Source organism: Christiangramia forsetii KT0803 (assembly GCF_000060345.1).
Taxonomy (GTDB): Bacteria; Bacteroidota; Bacteroidia; order Flavobacteriales; family Flavobacteriaceae; genus Christiangramia; species Christiangramia forsetii.
In genome coordinates this window covers 2,841,635-2,857,721 of record NC_008571.1, presented here as the reverse complement: position 1 = coordinate 2,857,721, position 16,087 = coordinate 2,841,635, and the positions used below count along the sequence as shown (strand labels likewise).

The window sequence follows — 16,087 nt, the reverse complement described above, 5'->3', positions numbered from 1 at the left end:
AATCTTTAGGATGAACTTGCTAAAAAACACACATAAAAACTGGTTGCTATTTTTAGCTATTTTCAGCATGATCATTGCTGTAATCTTATTGCTGAACATTGGAGAGAAATTAGTACAGGGTTCCAGAAATTTCTCTGATCTAGCTTTTGGAATAACTGTTCTTGCTGTTGCAATCCTGGCTCCAATTTATGAGGAGTTCGTCTTTCGGGGCATTTACACCTCTAAAAAAGTATTCAGGATAATTTCTTTCATTTTATTACCAGTATTTGTTCTTCTTACTGAAGCAGGAATCCTCAGTATAATTTTATTGATCTTTTTTGGAATATCGTACATATTATCAATAAGATTTGAAATTAGATATATGAAAGATCTTTCCATGTTTCTTAATATCCTGTTGTTTACATCAGTTCATTATAAAATGGAGGAATTAGTAGATCCCGCTATGTTCTATTTTGCATTTTTTCAGTTTGCCCTGGGTTCACTTTTTATCTGGATAATTTTGAATTTTGGGATTTTTAGGGCTGTTTTATCCCATGTGATCTGGAATTCTACCATGATGGTCATTGCGGTTTTAGCTGTTCAGTATCCCGATGAAGAAATAAACAGGTTTGAAAATTCAGAAATTACGGTAGAATGGAAAAGAGTTCCCAAATTTAACGATAAGATAAGTTCAATTAAAAATATAAGTGATGATACTTTAATTGCAAAAAATGTAGAAGCTAGATTCTTTTATAAATTTTTGAAAGATCCTCATGATCTAAGATTCTGCGATAAAAACTTCAGGTTACTACAAACCGAAAACTACATGAGATATAATTTCAATGTTGTAGTCCAGAATTCTCAGGTAGATTCATTAAGAGAAAAGACAATTGATTTTCTAATCGAGCAGAAGCTTATTTACCTACTTGAAAAGTAATTTTATTCAATTTTTTTTAAACTGAACTTATCATCCTGTTCCAATCCCCATTGATCAGATAACCCACCGTTTACTTCAAGAATATACTGTGCAGGTCCTTCAGAAGGTAACGAAGTTTCATCCCTTGGAGTTGTATTTTTTTGAATGCTTACAAGAGTACTGTCTGCTTCATAATAAATGATATCAAGAGAAATGTAAGTGTTCTTCATATAGAAGTTCCTTACTCTTTCAGAATTATAAATGAAAAGCATCCCCTGGTTCTCCTCCATGCTTTCACGGTACATCAAACCTGTCTGGTGTTCATAATCACTTTCAGCAAGTTCAATGTCCAGTTTTTTGAGAGTATCTCCTGAAGCTTTAATGAGATATAATTCACCTTCTTTGGTGAAAGTAATTGGGTCGGTTTCAATGCTTTCTTCCTTCTTTTCGTCATTATCGCAAGAAGTAAATGATAAGCTAAAGAAAAGTGATAATGTTGCCAGGCTTAATATTCGTTTTTTCATGCAACTGTTTTTTGCCTGGTAGGCCTGTACATAAAGTATAGACCGGCAATCACAAATGGAATGCTTAGCCATTGACCGGTATTCAATAACCAGTTCGCACGTTCGCCTACCTGGGGCTCTTTTATAAATTCAATAAAGAATCTTACCGTCCATAATAGCACGAGGAATAAGCCAAAGATATAACCCGTTTTAAAGCGTTTCTCCGTTTTCCAGTATAAGAACCATAAAATTAGAAAAATGGCCAGATAACATGCAGATTCATATAACTGAGCCGGATGTCTCGCAAAGTCTTCTCCTAATTTTTCAAATATGATCCCGTAATCTGAATTGGTGGGTTTTCCTATAATTTCAGAATTTATAAAATTTCCAATCCTTACGAAAATAGCTCCACTGGCAACAGGTATTACAATTCTGTCCAGGATCCAAAGTACCGGTTTTTGAATAATTCTTTTTGCATAGAGGTACATTGCAACTATAATACCTATAGCTGCTCCGTGACTCGCTAATCCCCTGAATCCGGTAAATTCAAATTCCGGTTCAAAGCGAACAGGGAGGAATATCTCTAATAAATGATTTTGAAAATATTCCCAATCATAGAATATAACGTGACCTAGTCTTGCACCGATCAGGGTTGCGAGAACCGTATATATAAATAGAGAATCTAATTTTTCTATAGAAATACCTTCGCGGGTATAAATACTTTTCATGATATACCAGCCTAACGTAAAAGCGATGATAAACATTACGCTATAATAGTGAAGGGTTAAGAATCCTAAATCAAGTCCTTCGGATGGATTCCATCGAATAGCATTAAAAAGCATACAGATTTATTTGATTAGCCGTAAATATACATATTTGCGATTTCTTTAGCTCGATTTGTCTTCGGATTTTCCCGGAACAGGATCGTAACCACAGCCTCCCCACGGATTACATCTCGCAATTCTTTTAATACCAAGCCAGAATCCTTTAAAAGCACCATGAGTTTCAATTGCTTTAAGCATATAACTGGAGCATGATGGTTCGTATCTGCAAGTCGCAGGCGTAAGTGGAGAAATAAATTTCTTGTAAAACTGAACTAAAGAGGTCAATATATAACTCAACCATCGATTCAGCATCCTAAAGATCATTTTACGGAAAAAGAGGTTCCCTCTTTACCATCTTTAAGTTGAATTCCTATTTCCTGTAATCGATCCCTAATCTGATCGCTTAAGGCAAAATCTTTATTATTTCTGGCATCGGCTCTCAACTTTATCAAAAGCTCAATGGTTCCGGCGAGTTTGTCTCCTTCGTTCTTATTTTCTGAAGCAGCATCAATAAGACCTAATATATCAAACATAAAGGCACTCATGGTAGCTTTGAACTCTTCTTTATCTGTATCAGTAATTTGAATTGAACCATCCTTAATGCCGTTAATAGTCTTTACAGCATCAAATAGCTTAGCGATAAGAATAGGGCTGTTAAAATCATCATTCATGGCATCATAGCAAGATTGTTTCCATTCGCTAAGATTAAAATCAGATTTATCAGAAGCAGGAAGTTCTTCAATAGAGCGGTAGGCGTCCATCAATCTATTGAAACCTTTTTCACTACCTAAAAGTGCATCACTAGAGAAATCAAGAATGCTTCTGTAATGGGCTTGAAGTACAAAGAATCTTACCACATTGGGAGAAAATGCCTTGGTGAGTACCTCGTTATTTCCGGTAAAAATTTGTTCCGGAAGAATAAAGTTCCCGGTACTTTTAGCCATTTTCTTACCGTTTAGAGTAAGCATGTTTGCGTGAAGCCAGTAATTAACCGGAGATTTTCCCGTTGCAGCTTCACCCTGGGCAATTTCGCATTCATGATGAGGGAATTTAAGATCCATTCCGCCGCCATGAATGTCAAATTCTTCGCCAAGATATTTTGTGCTCATCACAGTACATTCAAGATGCCAGCCGGGGAAGCCGTCACTCCATGGAGAAGGCCACCTCATAATATGTTGAGGCTCTGCTTTTTTCCATAAAGCAAAATCCTGAGGGCTTCTTTTGTCGCTCTGCGCAGAAAGTTCCCTGGTATTGGCGATCATATCTTCAATCGCTCTACCACTTAGTTTGCCGTATGAATGCTCCTTGTTGAATTTTACTACATCAAAATAAACCGATCCATTGGCCTCATAAGCAAAGCCATTATCAAGAATCGTCTTAATGATCTCAATTTGCTCAACAATATGGCCAGTAGCCGTTGGCTCTATACTTGGAGGATAATTGTTGAATTTATTAAGGATATTATGAAAGTCAACCGTATATTTTTGAACCACTTCCATGGGTTCAATCTGCTCCAGCCTGGCTTTTTTTGCAATTCTATCTTCACCGCTGTCAGCATCGTTTTCAAGATGACCGGCATCGGTAATGTTTCTTACATAGCGAACTTTATAACCAAGGTGCTTTAAGTATCTAAAAACAAGATCGAAAGACATAAATGTTCGGCAGTTGCCCAGGTGCACATTACTGTAAACCGTGGGTCCGCAAACGTACATGCCTACGTTTCCTTCGTTAATCGGGGTGAAAGTCTCTTTTTCACCACTCATTGAGTTGTAAAGTTTCAGGCTTTGTTCCTGGTAAAGCGCCATGTAATAAATGTATTTTGAATTATTAGAACGATGTGTCTAATTTAATATAATCCAGAAATTCTCTTCTAACTTCTTTCTTTTTAAATGCTCCTCCAAATTCGCTGGTAACCGTACTGCTTTCTATATCACGAATTCCTCTGCTATTTACACAAAGATGCTTAGCATCTATAACGCAGGCCACATCTGGTGTTCCCAGTACATTTTGAAGTTCATGCACGATTTGCATCGTCATACGTTCCTGTACCTGTGGTCTTTTTGCGAAATAGTCAACAATTCGGTTCATTTTGGATAAACCAACTACAGTTCCGTTAGAAATATAGGCCACATGAGCTTTTCCAACAATTGGAAGAAGGTGGTGCTCACAGGTAGAATATACAGTGATATTCTTTTCAACCAGCATTTCCCCGTATTGATATTTATTTTCGAAAGTTGAGGCTTTCGGTTTTCTTTTGGGGTGAAGTCCGGAAAAAATTTCATTCACAAACATTTTGGCGACTCTTTGTGGAGTACCTTTCAGGCTATCGTCATTAAGATCCAGACCCAATGTGTCTAAAATATTCCTGACATCTTTTTTAATCAGTTCAATTTTTTCCTCATCACTTAGATCGAACGCATCTTCCCTTAGCGGATTATTTGCGCTACTGCCTGCATGGGCGTCACCCATCTCTTCTATTTCATTCAATATTTTATCTACTTTCATGCTCTTTTGCAATAATAGTCGGTAAAAACCGTATTGGCTTGCAAAGATACATATTTATAAGGTTCTAGCCGTATTCAAAATTAGATAAGCCTTAACTGCATGTCTGTGCATTATTTCATATTTTGCATTGGCTAACTTTTTGTTGGGAATGAAAATAATATTAAGAATATTATTGATTTTTATTTTGGGGCTATTTTCGATGAATTCGATAAACGCTCAGGGGACAAGATGTGCCGATATTGAGCCTTTTTGCGCTGGTGAAGAGCGATTAACATTTCCAAATGCTAATTTTCAGAATAGTACTCAAATTAGCGGAGAGCTGGGACCTAACTATGGATGTTTAGATGATCAGCCTTATCCAGCCTGGTTTTTTTTACAGATAGAGAATGAGGGAGATCTTAGGTTTCGTATTTCTCAATATCAGAATATTAATGGATCTGGTGCCGCCTTAGATGTGGACTTCGTTGTCTGGGGGCCTTTTGAGCGCGGGGATGATTATTGCTCTAGTACATCGCTTAGTGCAAATAAAATTGTGGATTGCAGTTATCTTCCAGATGCTGTAGAGTTTATGTCGATTCCCGATGCGCAGGCAAATGATATTTATGTAGTAGTAATAACAAATTTTGAACAGGTTCCGGGCTTTATTAGCCTTGAGCAAACCAATAGCGGACAGGGATCTACCGATTGTTCAATATTAGATCTTGATCTTGGAGGGAGTATTTCAGTTTGTGATGATGATCAATATATACTAGATGGTTCGACAGATGAAGCGGTTACTTATGAATGGTTTGTTTATAATGAAGATACTGCCCAGTATGAAGCTATTCCCAATGAAACCGGTCCCACTTATACGGTAACAGAATCTGGAGACTACAAATTAGTTATTATAGATGAGATTGAGAATAAGACAGAAGAAGATGAAGTCACGGTCACTTTTTATGACTCACCTTTAATTGGTGAATTGGATAAGCTTTCTATTTGTAAGGATGGTATGGAAACCATTGATCTAAAAGGTGCATCCTTAGATTTTATAGCGCCTAATGGGAATTCTTCTAATTATCAGGTTTTTTATTATGAATCTAGTGAGGATATTCAAAACTCAGAGCCTATTATATCTCCACAATCTTATACTTTCGAAGAAGGGAAAACGATCTACGCTCAGGTACGAGATAAAACCAGTGGGTGCTTTTCTGAATCAAGATCTTTCGAATTAACTACTTTTAATTTTCCTGAATATAACCTCCCTGAAGAACTTATTTTCTGCGTAGATTTTAATAATAATGTTTTAGGTTCTGTGAGTGCGGGAGAAGATCTTGGTGATGGATATTTTTACGAATGGTTTGATGGAGATGAATTAATTAGTACTGAACCAATTATAAGCCTTAATGAACTACCTGCACAATCTGAAATAGCGGTTAGAATCTCCCATCCAGAATCTGGATGCGAATTAGAATTTAGTACTAATGCTGTTTCAGTTTCCCGTCCAGAAATTCTTTCAATAGTAATATCCGGTTCAGATTTTGGCGATGGCTATACAGTAACTGCCAGTCCTGAAAATATAATTGGTGAAGATTTCGCAGAATTTGAATACAGGTTGGGTAATGGCAACTGGCAGGAAAGCAATATTTTCACTAAAGTTCCTCCGGGTAGTCATATAATTACTGTTCGTGAAATTAATGGATGCGGGGAAACAACAAGTGAAAGTTTTTTCCTGGTGGGATATCCGCGTTTTTTTAGTCCAAATTCAGATGGTTACAATGATACCTGGAATCTTATAACAGATAGCTTTATAACTATTAAAAAGCTATATATTTTTGATAGGTATGGCAAATTAATCAGAGAATTAAATCCTAATCAGGGTAAAGGCTGGGATGGCACTTATAATGGGAAGCCTTTACCTTCTGACGATTATTGGTTCAAGGTGGAGTTTATAGATGAAAAGACCGGTGATCACAGGGAGTATATGTCTAATTTTACGCTGATGAGATAAAAAATAAGCGCCAATAAAGGCGCTTATATCGTTGCGGAATCTATATTCTATAATCCAAAAGTTAGTGATAGCACCACTTTAGATAGATCTCTATCAATATTTACTGGATCGGTTAGGCCAACATTATAAATTGGATTTCCTTCCTCGTAACTTGCATTGCTATAAGCAAGGTCTAAATTGATACTTCCAAATGAATATCCAACTCCCCCGCTGTATCCTGTAAGATCACCCACGCGATTTTCATCTTTGAAAGGACTTTCTTCAAACCTATATCCTGCTCTCAAACTAAAATCGGCTATTCGGTATTCACCGCCGACTCTGTAAGTGGAAGCAGCCTTCATATTATCAGAAATATTTGCATTAAGATTTTGAAAATCTATTTCATTTTCGGGTTTGAATTTAATATTTGAATAATCCTTTCTACCGTAGTCAAAGCTGATTAATCCTTGCTTCCCAAATAAATATGCTGCGCTAGCTGAAATCTTGGACGGGATCTCAAGCCGATATTCAGGGTATACATTTATAATGTTTGGAATTACACTCACAAATTCGTCTGCTGGACTGTTAGATTCCAGGTATTGTGTAGTTTCTTCCCTTATAGAGAACCAGGTAGGTGAATCATAGGAGAGGCCTAATCTAATGTTTTCGTTTAATTTTGCGATTCCACCTAGTTGAAATGAAAAACCATCTCCATTTGTAAGTAAGGAATTTCCAAAATAAACTTCTGTAGTAAGACTTTCTGGATTATTGTTGAATTCACTTAATTCTGTAGAATTTTCATAATTGATAAAATGGGAGTTTAGGTTTAATCCCAGATATAGAAAATCTTTATATTGCGTTCCTATATTAAAAGTGAGTTTTCCATTCAGCCCGGTTGCGGCATATGCATATCTCTGGTCAAAACTTCCATCATCAATCAAAGAAAAGTATTCGGTATTTTCAGGGCTGTCTGCTTCGGCTTCAATAACAAATCCCTGATATCCTAAAAAGGCTTGTTGAGTTCCAAAACCATAATTTTCACCGAGAAATGAATAAAGATCAGAAATATTTTCAGAATCCTGTAGCTGAAGTAATTCTAAAGGGACACCATCGGCATAATTTAGAAAATATTGATCTATAGAATTGCTTGAGGTTCCTCTAACCGTATAATTCTCATCAAAATTTCTTTCCGTAGAATAATTAAGACCAAGAGATATTTTTTTCCAGTCACTATCCTTATTGGTCGTAAAAACAAAAACGCCACCAATATTATCCAGGTCAATATTGCTTTCTGAACTATTACTGCGTCCTCCATTGTAAAGAATACTATTGTCCAGGCCTCTGTAAGATAAGCTTGCTGTAGCGCTACTTGAGAGAAAAACAGCAGAAGAGGCTGGATTCGAAGTCATTGCAGAAATATCTCCTCCAAGGGCTCCAAAAGCACCGCTCATTCCAATAAATCTTGCAGTACCTGAAAGTTCTGAAGTTGAATAGCGATAAGCGTCCTGCATTGTTTGGCCTTGAACCGATGAAATAATAGCAATAAATACTAAAAATGATACAATTCTTTTCATGATGATATAATTTTTATAAAAAAACCTTACAGATATCAATCTGTAAGGTTGGTTATTATTTTATCCATTTATTATTGACCTCCACCACGGCCGCCTCTGGAGGATCTTCCACCTGAGCTTCTGGTAGTTCCAGAACTTCTGCTGGAACTGCTAGAGCTTCTTGTAGTGGTAGATCTAGTGGAGCTTGATGAACTTCTTCGGGATGGAGAAGAGCGATATGTTCTATTGCTGCTGCTTCTGGAAGATCTTTCGTAACTAGGAGAGGTACTCCTGCTTCTACTGTTGTCGTAACTTCTGGAAGGTTCAGATCTTCTGCTAGTCCTGGTATAAACCCTTGCATCAGTATTACCGGTACTATTTCTAACTCTTGAAGTACCATAATCTGAAGATCTAGAGCTTCTTATATCTCTAATCCGTTCAGAATAAGAACTTCTTCTGCTTTGTCCTTCTCTGTAGCTAGCTGTAGAATTTCTTCTACTATTATTATAAGCAACGTTATGGTTATAAGGTTGGTTGTAATAATTGTAATTATTATAATGGTGAGGGTAGTAGGGATTATAATATCCTCCATAACCGCGGCCAAAGCCATATCCAAAACCAAAGCCGAATCCAAAACCTATATTCCATCCTGAACCGCCATAGGCGTAAGGACCATATCCGCCACCCCAGTAAGGATCATACCAACCACCGTAAGGAAATCCAAAGCCTCTTCCATAACCGTATCCATATCTCCATGGAGAATTGAAACCGCCATAAAATCCATTACCATACAATCCATTGTTATAAATATTTACAGTGTAAGTATCGGGATCTTCGCCCCAAGGCGCATTTCCTCCAACATACGCTATATCCCCCCCCAACTTCAGAATAGTTTTCATATCCGTCGTTAGAAGTATAGCTATCTACATCGGTAAAAACATCACTTTCTAAAACTTCGCCAACCATTTCAGATTGTTGAGCAAAAAGATCTTTATAGTACGAATTGTTACCATTAGGTTTAACCTCAGCAGTTTCTTGATTCTGATTTTGCTGTTCCCATATTCCCGGTCTTGATTCTCCATAAATGCCGTCGGCCTCATATCCAGAATATTGATAAGAACCGCAGGATACCAGTGCGAAAAGAGCCATCGGCGCGAGCAGAAGACTTAGTCTATTTCTTAAAGTGTAGTAAAGTTCCATTGGTAATTCTTTTTATTGTTGGGCATACTAAAAATGGTTAGTTTTGCCCGAACGGTTAGTATTATATACTGGAAAAAGGTACAAGTTTTATGCCAAATAACAAGAGATGGGAAAGAATCTAACGAAGAGAAGTGAAGACTATTCAAAATGGTATAACGAATTGGTGGTAAAAGCCGATTTGGCCGAAAACTCAGCGGTGCGTGGATGTATGGTTATTAAACCTTATGGATACGCGATATGGGAGAAGATGCAAGCAGAATTGGATCGTATGTTTAAGGAAACAGGGCATCAAAATGCTTATTTCCCACTATTTGTTCCGAAACATTTATTTGAAGCAGAAGAGAAAAATGCCGAAGGTTTTGCCAAGGAATGCGCCGTGGTAACTCATTATAGATTAAAGAATGATCCTGATAAGCCGGGCAAGCTTATGGTGGATCCCGATGCAAAGTTGGAAGAAGAGTTAGTGGTAAGACCAACTTCTGAAGCCATTATCTGGAATACTTATAAAAACTGGATTCAATCTTATAGAGATCTTCCAATTAAAGTGAATCAGTGGGCTAATGTGGTACGCTGGGAAATGAGAACCAGGTTGTTCCTGAGAACAGCTGAATTTTTGTGGCAGGAAGGGCATACAGCCCATGCAACGAAAGATGAAGCACTTGAGGAAACCGAATTGATGAATAATATTTATGCGGAATTTGCTGAAAATTTTATGGCGATGCCCGTTGTAAAAGGAAGTAAAACCGAAAGTGAACGATTTGCCGGAGCTTTAGAAACCTATTGTATTGAAGCTTTAATGCAGGATGGGAAAGCCTTACAGGCAGGAACTTCACATTTTCTGGGACAGAATTTTGCTGAAGCATTTGATGTGAAATTTGCCACGAAAGAAGGTGGATTGGAGCATGTTTGGGCTACTTCCTGGGGAGTTTCTACAAGACTCATGGGAGCCTTGATTATGACACATAGTGATGATAACGGACTTGTGTTGCCTCCAAACCTTGCACCTATACAGGTGGTTATTGTGCCAATATATAGAAGTGAGGAGCAATTAGATCAAATATCAGAGGTTGCAAATGAGTTGGTTAAAGAGCTCAGGGCAGTTGGCGTTTCGGTTAAGTTTGATAATAATGATAATCAGAAGCCTGGCTGGAAATTCGCTCAATATGAACTACAGGGTGTTCCTTTAAGATTGGCGATAGGACCTAAAGATTTGGAGAAAGGAACGGTTGAGCTTGCAAGAAGAGATACATTAACTAAAGAATTTGTAAATAGGAGTGAAGTTGTTGAAAAAATAAAGGCTCTTATGACTGAAATTCAGGATAGCTTATTTGATAAAGCTAAACAGTATAGAAATGAGCATATTACTGAAGTAGATTCTTTTGATGATTTTAAAAAAGTACTGAAAGAAAAAGGAGGATTTATTTCTGCTCACTGGGATGGAACACCTGAGACAGAGAATAAAATTAAAGATCTAACCAAAGCAACGATTAGATGTGTTCCTTTTGATCGAAAAGAAGGGGCTGGAGAGTGTGTATTGACAGGTAATCCATCAGAAGGAAGAGTCTTATTTGCGAAGGCCTATTAAAAAATTGAAAAATTTTTGTAGAACATTTGCGGCATTCCAAAAAAGTTGTATTTTTGCATCCGCATTTGAAACAAAATGGTCCGTTCGTCTAGGGGTTAGGACGCCAGGTTTTCATCCTGGTAACAGGGGTTCGATTCCCCTACGGACTACGAATAAAAACACTGAGGTTTTAGTGTTTGTTTAAAGCAACATTTTAGCGTTGCATTTTGAAATAAATAACGGTCCGTTCGTCTAGGGGTTAGGACGCCAGGTTTTCATCCTGGTAACAGGGGTTCGATTCCCCTACGGACTACTTTTAAAAATACATTTAAATAACAATTGTAATGGCAAATCATAAGTCAGCGTTGAAGAGGATTCGTAGCAATGAGACTAAACGTCTAAGAAATCGCTACCAGCATAAAACTACAAGAAACGCGATTAAAAAATTGCGTGATGCCGATAAGAAAGAGGCTGAAGGAATGTTGCCTTCTGTAATTTCTATGGTAGACAAATTGGCTAAGAAAAATATTATTCACGATAATAAAGCTGCTAACCTAAAGTCACAATTGACTAAGCACGTCGCAGCACTTTAATTTTAGCAGTGTTCAATTTATAAAAGGATGCTTTTCGATTTTTCGGAAGGCATTTTTTTGTTTGTATTAGTTTAAAAGGCTTCCGTAAGCGTCGCGGATAGAATTTACTTTTTTCGTTTTATCTTCAATCTTTCATACGAGAAGTAACTCTATTTAAAACACCGAAACTCCAGTTAGAGTTGTAAATCTTTCCAATGCTTTCATACCTAATTCTGAATTCCCATTTTCATTGAGAATAGGACTCCATACAGCTACTGAATAATTATCTGGGTGTATTGCTACAATTCCACCACCAACACCACTCTTCCCGGGCATACCAACCTGAAAACTAAATTCTCCGGCTTCATCGTAAAAGCCGCAGGTTTGCATTAAAGCATTTATCCTTTTTACAGTTTTAGGTTTTAATATCTTTTCATCTGTTTCAAGAATTCTTCCTTTATTGGCAAAAATCATAAAAGCCTTTGAAAGCTGGCTACAAGACATCGCCAGGGAACACTGGTAAAAGTAGAAGTCTACAATAGGTTCAACATCACATTTTATATTTCCCAAAGCTTTGATATAATTTACAAGAGCGATATTTCTATATCCGGTAGATTTTTCAGAAGCAGCTACCGTCTCATTATAATGAATATTGTCATCTCCGGTGATCTTTCTTACAAACTCCAGTAATTCTTTTTTAGGATCTTCTAGTTGATCTACCAGAATATCTGAAATTACCAGTGCACCAGCATTGATGAATGGATTTCGCGGAATTCCACTTTCATACTCTAGCTGGGTTAAACTATTAAAAGGATCGCCAGAAGGTTCCACGTCCAGTCGATCCCAGAGGTCTTCACCCATAAGTCGCATCGCCATTGCCAGCGTAAATACTTTTGAAATACTCTGTATGGAAAAATTCTCCTCACTATCTCCAAATGAAAAATGTTGTTGATCACCACAATAAACATGCATTCCAAATTTTCTCCGGTCAACTTTAGCTAGTTCCGGGATATAGGAAGCTACCTTTCCAGTAACATCCCGGTAGCTCATTTCATCATTAATAGTGTCTAGAATTTGTTGGTAATCCATATTAATTCAAATCGGTTAAATCTGTTCCTGTCTCTACTTCGAAAGGTAATTTATCCTTTTCGAAAACTCTTGCTTGCAGCTCTCCTTTTAACGTAACTTTATTATCCCTCAACTCCAGCCAACTCCCTTCTCGCAGACCTACAACGGGCTGGGAATTTAGCCCGTGAAATTCTTTTATTCTTGTTTCCCTGGTTTCACCTTTGTGTTCTGAATTTGGATTGGGATCCAGATAATGCGGATTAATATTAAACGGAACTAAGCTTAGCGTCTGAAAGGAAGGAGGATAAACAATAGGCATATCATTGGTTGTTTGCATACTTAAACCTCCAATATTTGTTCCTGCGCTGGTGCCCATATAAGGAGTCCCGTTTTTTACAACTTCTTTAATCACATTCATTACCTTATTTCTGTACAATTTTGAAACGAGTAAAAAGGTATTGCCGCCTCCGGTAAAAATACCATCAGCTTCTTTTATTGCTGTTACCGGATTTTCAAATTCATGAATACCCTTAATTTTAATACCGGCTTCTGAAAAAGCTTCCGCAGCCTTCTCTGTGTATTCTTCATGAGAAATTCCTTCGGGTCTTGCGTAAGGAATAAAAAGAACCTCCTTTGCATTTTTATATAATCCTGGCAGGTGAGGAATTAAGTATTCAAGATAATCCTGATTATGTAATGTCGAGGTGCTTGCAAGTATGGCGTTCATCATTTTTTAGGGTAAATTTATAGAAATGCGAGCATTAACAAAAGTTTACCGCTTAATAAAGGCGAAAACTGAAATTGCTGCGTTATTAAAATATTACGAATACTAACCAATTCGTCTTGATCCGGAAAATTAAATTTAGGTATCTACCTTTTTTTATGCTGCTATTATTTGCAGATTTTGAATTGTTCTCCCAGGAAGTTGCACTTCTGGAGGGACAAATTATTGTTGATACTATTTCTCCAGCCAATATTCATGTTGTTAATCTAAATTTAGAAAAAGGAACTACTAGTGATAATTCCGGTACGTTCAAAATTTATGCGGAAACCGGGGACCGTCTTTTATTTTCTTCAGTTCAATTTGAAAATAGGGAAATAGTAATATCTCAAACAGATGTTGATTCGGGTAGAATTGTAGTGAAATTATTTCCAGCAAGAAACGAACTGGACGAAGTTCAGATTAGTGATCTGAAACTGAGTGGTTATCTTGATTCAGATCTTTCCAAAATCAAATATTTTGATCGTGAAAAGTATGGCATTCCTTATCCCAAAAAACAATTGAGTCAGACCCAAAGGCGACTTTACACCGCAAACGAAAATATTACAAGCAGGTGGCAATATATTGGGGTTTTATTAGGAGGTGTTTCTTTAGATGTGATAATGAATGATATTAATGGCAGGACTAAATATTTGAAGAAACTGGACAAACAGGATAAACTTCAGCTAAGAGTGCAACATGGTATCGATGTTTTGGGTAAGAATCTTTTTGTAATCGAACTGAAAATACCTGAAACTGAAATTGAAAATTTTGTGTATTATGTGGCCAGAGAGCCTGATTTTGAGGCGATCCTTGAATCTAAGGACAGGCTAAAACTAATCGAATATTATAAAAGTAAAACAAAAGACTTCATCAATCTAAGACAACTTAATGACGCCGCCGAAAACTAATTTGTACGTTCCCTTCTTTCTCTTCATTTTGCTTCTGTTTTTTCAACATTCTGAAGCACAGGAAAGACAGGTGTTAAAAGGACAAATTATAGTGGATAGTATTCAAAATTCTTCCGGGGTTCATGTTATTAATCTGAATGCTGAAACAGGCACCACTACAGATGTAAATGGTAAATTTTTAATTCCAGCCAGAACGGGAGATACTATTTTCTTTTCTTCCATTCAATTTGAAAATAAGCAGTTCATTGTTAGGGATGCTAATTTTGAAACTCCCATAAAAGTGAGACTGATAGATAAATTTAATGAACTGGATGAGGTTCAATTAGATGATATTAGGCTTTCCGGAGTGCTTTCAGAAGATGTGACAAGAATGCCAAAATCAATCTATGAAAAACTTGGGATGCCTTTTCCTAAACCAAGAAGAACTAGTTTGGAGCTGGCAATACAATCTGCCACCAGTGGAGGTCCGTTAGTTTCGGTTATAAACAGATTGAATGGAACTGCTGAGCGTTTGGAAAAAGCAGAGAAAAATAATCAAATTTCGATTTTGGTTAATAAAGGCCTGAATCTTGTAGGAAAAAGTTTCTTTGTTTCACAGTTGGATATAAACGAACAGGAAATTATCAATTTTCTATTCTATTGCGCAGATGATCCCAAATACAAAGAACTTGTAGATGCCGAAAGTTTATTGAAAATGATTGAGTTTTTTAATACTAAAGTAGATTCTTTTAAAGAATTGCGAGAACTGGATTAAAATCGCTTTTTTTGTGAAATCAAATTGTTTGCCGGTAAAGCATCCTAAACTTAAAAATGGCGTCACCCTGTCCCGATAACTATCGGGACAGGGTGACGAAAGAGCTTTTAGGACAGAAAACGGGTATATATAAAAATCAATATTAAACAAATAGGATCATTAAAATTAAAAAATTTGAAATTACACATTGGTAATAAATTAATAATAGTCAGTATCATGAGCTTCATGTTTCTGTGTAGCTTTAGTTTCTACGCTCAGGAATCCTCGAATCTTAGGGGAAAAGTTAAAGCAAATAGCTCTGATATTGAAAAAATACATATAATCAACCTTACTCTGGAAAAGGGTGCGGTTACTGATGAATATGGAAATTTTCAAATTCAGGCAAATGAGAAGGATAGCCTTTATGTATCGTCGGTTCAATTTGAGAATAAGACTATTGTTGTAACAAAAGAAATGATCGAGTCAAAAGCTTTTATTATCGATCTTCAGAATAGAATGAATGAGCTTGCAGAGGTTGTGATAGATGATATTAAACTTACGGGTTATTTAGCAAGTGACCTTAATAAGATTTCTGTAACAAGTGTCGAGACCAAAAACAGGTTGCAGAATGAACTCAATATGTTTATTGAAAAAGATAAAAAACTAAATCCTTATGGGAAGCCGAATCCTGTTGGGGGTATTAATATAAATAAGGTCGCGGGCGCTGTGATAGACAAACTTTCTGAAAATTCAGAAAAGCCTAAACAGTATTCTCCGAAAGAACTGGCAAATAAGAGTATTCAAATAGTAGGACACGAATTCTTTAGGGAAGACCTGGATTTGGAAGAGAATGAGATATGCAACTTTGTTTATTTTTGTACTGAAGATTCCAGATTTAAACGCCTAGTTATTAATAACAATGCTTTTGTTCTAATTGAGTATTTTCAAACTAAAATTGAAGATTTTAGAGAAAGGCGGGGATCTGCTTTAAATGCTATAAGACAAATTCCAGGATAACTTCAAAATCAAG

Annotated in this window: 17 protein-coding genes and 2 tRNA genes; 9 read left to right on the top strand and 10 right to left on the bottom strand. The window is 36.7% G+C overall.

The window, feature by feature from the left end; genetic code table 11:
* Positions 1-10 precede the first annotated feature (10 nt).
* Positions 11-916, top strand: coding sequence for a CPBP family intramembrane metalloprotease (locus GFO_RS12930; protein ID WP_011710602.1), 906 nt, complete (start codon positions 11-13; stop codon positions 914-916).
* Positions 917-918: 2 nt separating this feature from the next.
* Here GFO_RS12930 and GFO_RS12925 read toward each other — a convergent pair whose 3' ends face one another.
* Genes GFO_RS12925 through folE form a run of 5 tightly spaced genes read right to left on the bottom strand, consistent with a single transcriptional unit; the run spans position 919 to position 4,727 of the window.
* Complete coding sequence (locus tag GFO_RS12925) at positions 919-1,419, bottom strand: DUF192 domain-containing protein (protein ID WP_011710601.1); 501 nt, start codon at positions 1,417-1,419, stop codon at positions 919-921.
* Positions 1,416-2,240 carry a prolipoprotein diacylglyceryl transferase gene (lgt, locus tag GFO_RS12920; RefSeq protein ID WP_011710600.1) on the bottom strand — a complete coding sequence of 275 codons (825 nt, stop codon included), beginning with the start codon at positions 2,238-2,240 and terminating at the stop codon, positions 1,416-1,418. Before lgt ends, GFO_RS12925 begins: the two co-directional genes overlap by 4 nt.
* A gap of 45 nt (positions 2,241-2,285) precedes the next feature.
* Positions 2,286-2,534, bottom strand: a complete 249-nt coding sequence (gene yidD / locus GFO_RS17590; protein WP_011710599.1) for a membrane protein insertion efficiency factor YidD — start codon at positions 2,532-2,534, stop codon at positions 2,286-2,288.
* 8 nt (positions 2,535-2,542) lie between these two features.
* On the bottom strand, positions 2,543-4,027 hold the full coding sequence (gene cysS / locus GFO_RS12915; protein WP_011710598.1) for a cysteine--tRNA ligase: 1,485 nt from the start codon (positions 4,025-4,027) through the stop codon (positions 2,543-2,545).
* A gap of 22 nt (positions 4,028-4,049) precedes the next feature.
* Positions 4,050-4,727 carry a GTP cyclohydrolase I FolE gene (folE, locus tag GFO_RS12910; RefSeq protein ID WP_011710597.1) on the bottom strand — a complete coding sequence of 226 codons (678 nt, stop codon included), beginning with the start codon at positions 4,725-4,727 and terminating at the stop codon, positions 4,050-4,052.
* 148 nt (positions 4,728-4,875) lie between these two features.
* Here folE and GFO_RS12905 point away from each other — a divergent pair, with 148 nt between their 5' ends.
* Complete coding sequence (locus GFO_RS12905) at positions 4,876-6,717, top strand: T9SS type B sorting domain-containing protein (RefSeq protein ID WP_148264625.1); 1,842 nt, start codon at positions 4,876-4,878, stop codon at positions 6,715-6,717.
* A gap of 47 nt (positions 6,718-6,764) precedes the next feature.
* Here the strand turns inward: GFO_RS12905 and GFO_RS12900 are convergent, their stop codons facing one another.
* From GFO_RS12900 to GFO_RS12885, 3 genes are all read right to left on the bottom strand, one after another.
* Positions 6,765-8,270, bottom strand: a complete 1,506-nt coding sequence (locus GFO_RS12900; protein WP_011710595.1) for an OmpP1/FadL family transporter — start codon at positions 8,268-8,270, stop codon at positions 6,765-6,767.
* A 71-nt stretch (positions 8,271-8,341) separates the two neighbouring features.
* Complete coding sequence (locus GFO_RS17695) at positions 8,342-9,148, bottom strand: hypothetical protein (RefSeq protein ID WP_148264624.1); 807 nt, start codon at positions 9,146-9,148, stop codon at positions 8,342-8,344.
* On the bottom strand, positions 9,051-9,449 hold the full coding sequence (locus GFO_RS12885; RefSeq protein WP_011710592.1) for a hypothetical protein: 399 nt from the start codon (positions 9,447-9,449) through the stop codon (positions 9,051-9,053). Before GFO_RS12885 ends, GFO_RS17695 begins: the two co-directional genes overlap by 98 nt.
* A 106-nt stretch (positions 9,450-9,555) precedes the next feature.
* Here GFO_RS12885 and proS point away from each other — a divergent pair, with 106 nt between their 5' ends.
* The 4 genes from proS to rpsT all read left to right on the top strand — a co-directional run bounded on the left by proS (position 9,556) and on the right by rpsT (position 11,606).
* Positions 9,556-11,034, top strand: coding sequence for a proline--tRNA ligase (gene proS, locus GFO_RS12880; protein ID WP_011710591.1), 1,479 nt, complete (start codon positions 9,556-9,558; stop codon positions 11,032-11,034).
* Positions 11,035-11,111: 77 nt separating this feature from the next.
* A tRNA-Glu gene (locus tag GFO_RS12875) sits at positions 11,112-11,183 on the top strand.
* A 71-nt stretch (positions 11,184-11,254) separates the two neighbouring features.
* Positions 11,255-11,326 (top strand) — tRNA-Glu (locus tag GFO_RS12870).
* Positions 11,327-11,357: 31 nt separating this feature from the next.
* A complete protein-coding gene (gene rpsT, locus GFO_RS12865; RefSeq protein WP_011710590.1) occupies positions 11,358-11,606 on the top strand; it encodes a 30S ribosomal protein S20 in 249 nt (82 codons plus the stop codon).
* A 153-nt stretch (positions 11,607-11,759) separates the two neighbouring features.
* Here rpsT and GFO_RS12860 read toward each other — a convergent pair whose 3' ends face one another.
* Together GFO_RS12860 and pepE are read right to left on the bottom strand one after the other, a co-directional pair.
* On the bottom strand, positions 11,760-12,674 hold the full coding sequence (locus GFO_RS12860) for a glutaminase (protein WP_011710589.1): 915 nt from the start codon (positions 12,672-12,674) through the stop codon (positions 11,760-11,762).
* Position 12,675: 1 nt separating this feature from the next.
* Positions 12,676-13,383, bottom strand: a complete 708-nt coding sequence (gene pepE, locus GFO_RS12855; protein ID WP_011710588.1) for a dipeptidase PepE — start codon at positions 13,381-13,383, stop codon at positions 12,676-12,678.
* A 152-nt stretch (positions 13,384-13,535) separates the two neighbouring features.
* On the opposite strand from pepE, the gene GFO_RS12850 reads away from it, so the two are divergent.
* The 3 genes from GFO_RS12850 (at position 13,536) to GFO_RS17365 (ending at position 16,074) form a co-directional block, all read left to right on the top strand.
* Positions 13,536-14,324 carry a peptidase associated/transthyretin-like domain-containing protein gene (locus GFO_RS12850; protein ID WP_011710587.1) on the top strand — a complete coding sequence of 263 codons (789 nt, stop codon included), beginning with the start codon at positions 13,536-13,538 and terminating at the stop codon, positions 14,322-14,324.
* Positions 14,305-15,078: a peptidase associated/transthyretin-like domain-containing protein gene (locus GFO_RS12845; protein ID WP_011710586.1), complete on the top strand. Its 774-nt coding sequence runs from the start codon at positions 14,305-14,307 to the stop codon at positions 15,076-15,078. Before GFO_RS12850 ends, GFO_RS12845 begins: the two co-directional genes overlap by 20 nt.
* A gap of 174 nt (positions 15,079-15,252) precedes the next feature.
* Positions 15,253-16,074, top strand: a complete 822-nt coding sequence (locus tag GFO_RS17365) for a carboxypeptidase-like regulatory domain-containing protein (protein ID WP_011710585.1) — start codon at positions 15,253-15,255, stop codon at positions 16,072-16,074.
* Positions 16,075-16,087 lie beyond the last annotated feature (13 nt).

Excerpts from the sequence above, each read along its gene's own strand:
- rpsT (WP_011710590.1), top strand. The coding sequence starts at position 11,358 with ATGGCAAATCATAAGTCAGCGTTGAAGAGGATTCGTAGCAATGAGACT.
- GFO_RS12860 (WP_011710589.1), bottom strand. The coding sequence starts at position 12,674 with ATGGATTACCAACAAATTCTAGACACTATTAATGATGAAATGAGCTAC.
- yidD (WP_011710599.1), bottom strand. The coding sequence starts at position 2,534 with ATGCTGAATCGATGGTTGAGTTATATATTGACCTCTTTAGTTCAGTTT.
- GFO_RS12905 (WP_148264625.1), top strand. The coding sequence starts at position 4,876 with ATGAAAATAATATTAAGAATATTATTGATTTTTATTTTGGGGCTATTT.
- folE (WP_011710597.1), bottom strand. The coding sequence starts at position 4,727 with ATGAAAGTAGATAAAATATTGAATGAAATAGAAGAGATGGGTGACGCC.
- GFO_RS12885 (WP_011710592.1), bottom strand. The coding sequence starts at position 9,449 with ATGGAACTTTACTACACTTTAAGAAATAGACTAAGTCTTCTGCTCGCG.
- GFO_RS17695 (WP_148264624.1), bottom strand. The coding sequence starts at position 9,148 with ATGAAAACTATTCTGAAGTTGGGGGGGGATATAGCGTATGTTGGAGGA.
- GFO_RS12850 (WP_011710587.1), top strand. The coding sequence starts at position 13,536 with ATGCTGCTATTATTTGCAGATTTTGAATTGTTCTCCCAGGAAGTTGCA.
- pepE (WP_011710588.1), bottom strand. The coding sequence starts at position 13,383 with ATGATGAACGCCATACTTGCAAGCACCTCGACATTACATAATCAGGAT.
- GFO_RS12845 (WP_011710586.1), top strand. The coding sequence starts at position 14,305 with ATGACGCCGCCGAAAACTAATTTGTACGTTCCCTTCTTTCTCTTCATT.
- lgt (WP_011710600.1), bottom strand. The coding sequence starts at position 2,240 with ATGCTTTTTAATGCTATTCGATGGAATCCATCCGAAGGACTTGATTTA.
- proS (WP_011710591.1), top strand. The coding sequence starts at position 9,556 with ATGGGAAAGAATCTAACGAAGAGAAGTGAAGACTATTCAAAATGGTAT.
- cysS (WP_011710598.1), bottom strand. The coding sequence starts at position 4,027 with ATGGCGCTTTACCAGGAACAAAGCCTGAAACTTTACAACTCAATGAGT.
- GFO_RS12900 (WP_011710595.1), bottom strand. The coding sequence starts at position 8,270 with ATGAAAAGAATTGTATCATTTTTAGTATTTATTGCTATTATTTCATCG.
- GFO_RS12925 (WP_011710601.1), bottom strand. The coding sequence starts at position 1,419 with ATGAAAAAACGAATATTAAGCCTGGCAACATTATCACTTTTCTTTAGC.
- GFO_RS12930 (WP_011710602.1), top strand. The coding sequence starts at position 11 with ATGAACTTGCTAAAAAACACACATAAAAACTGGTTGCTATTTTTAGCT.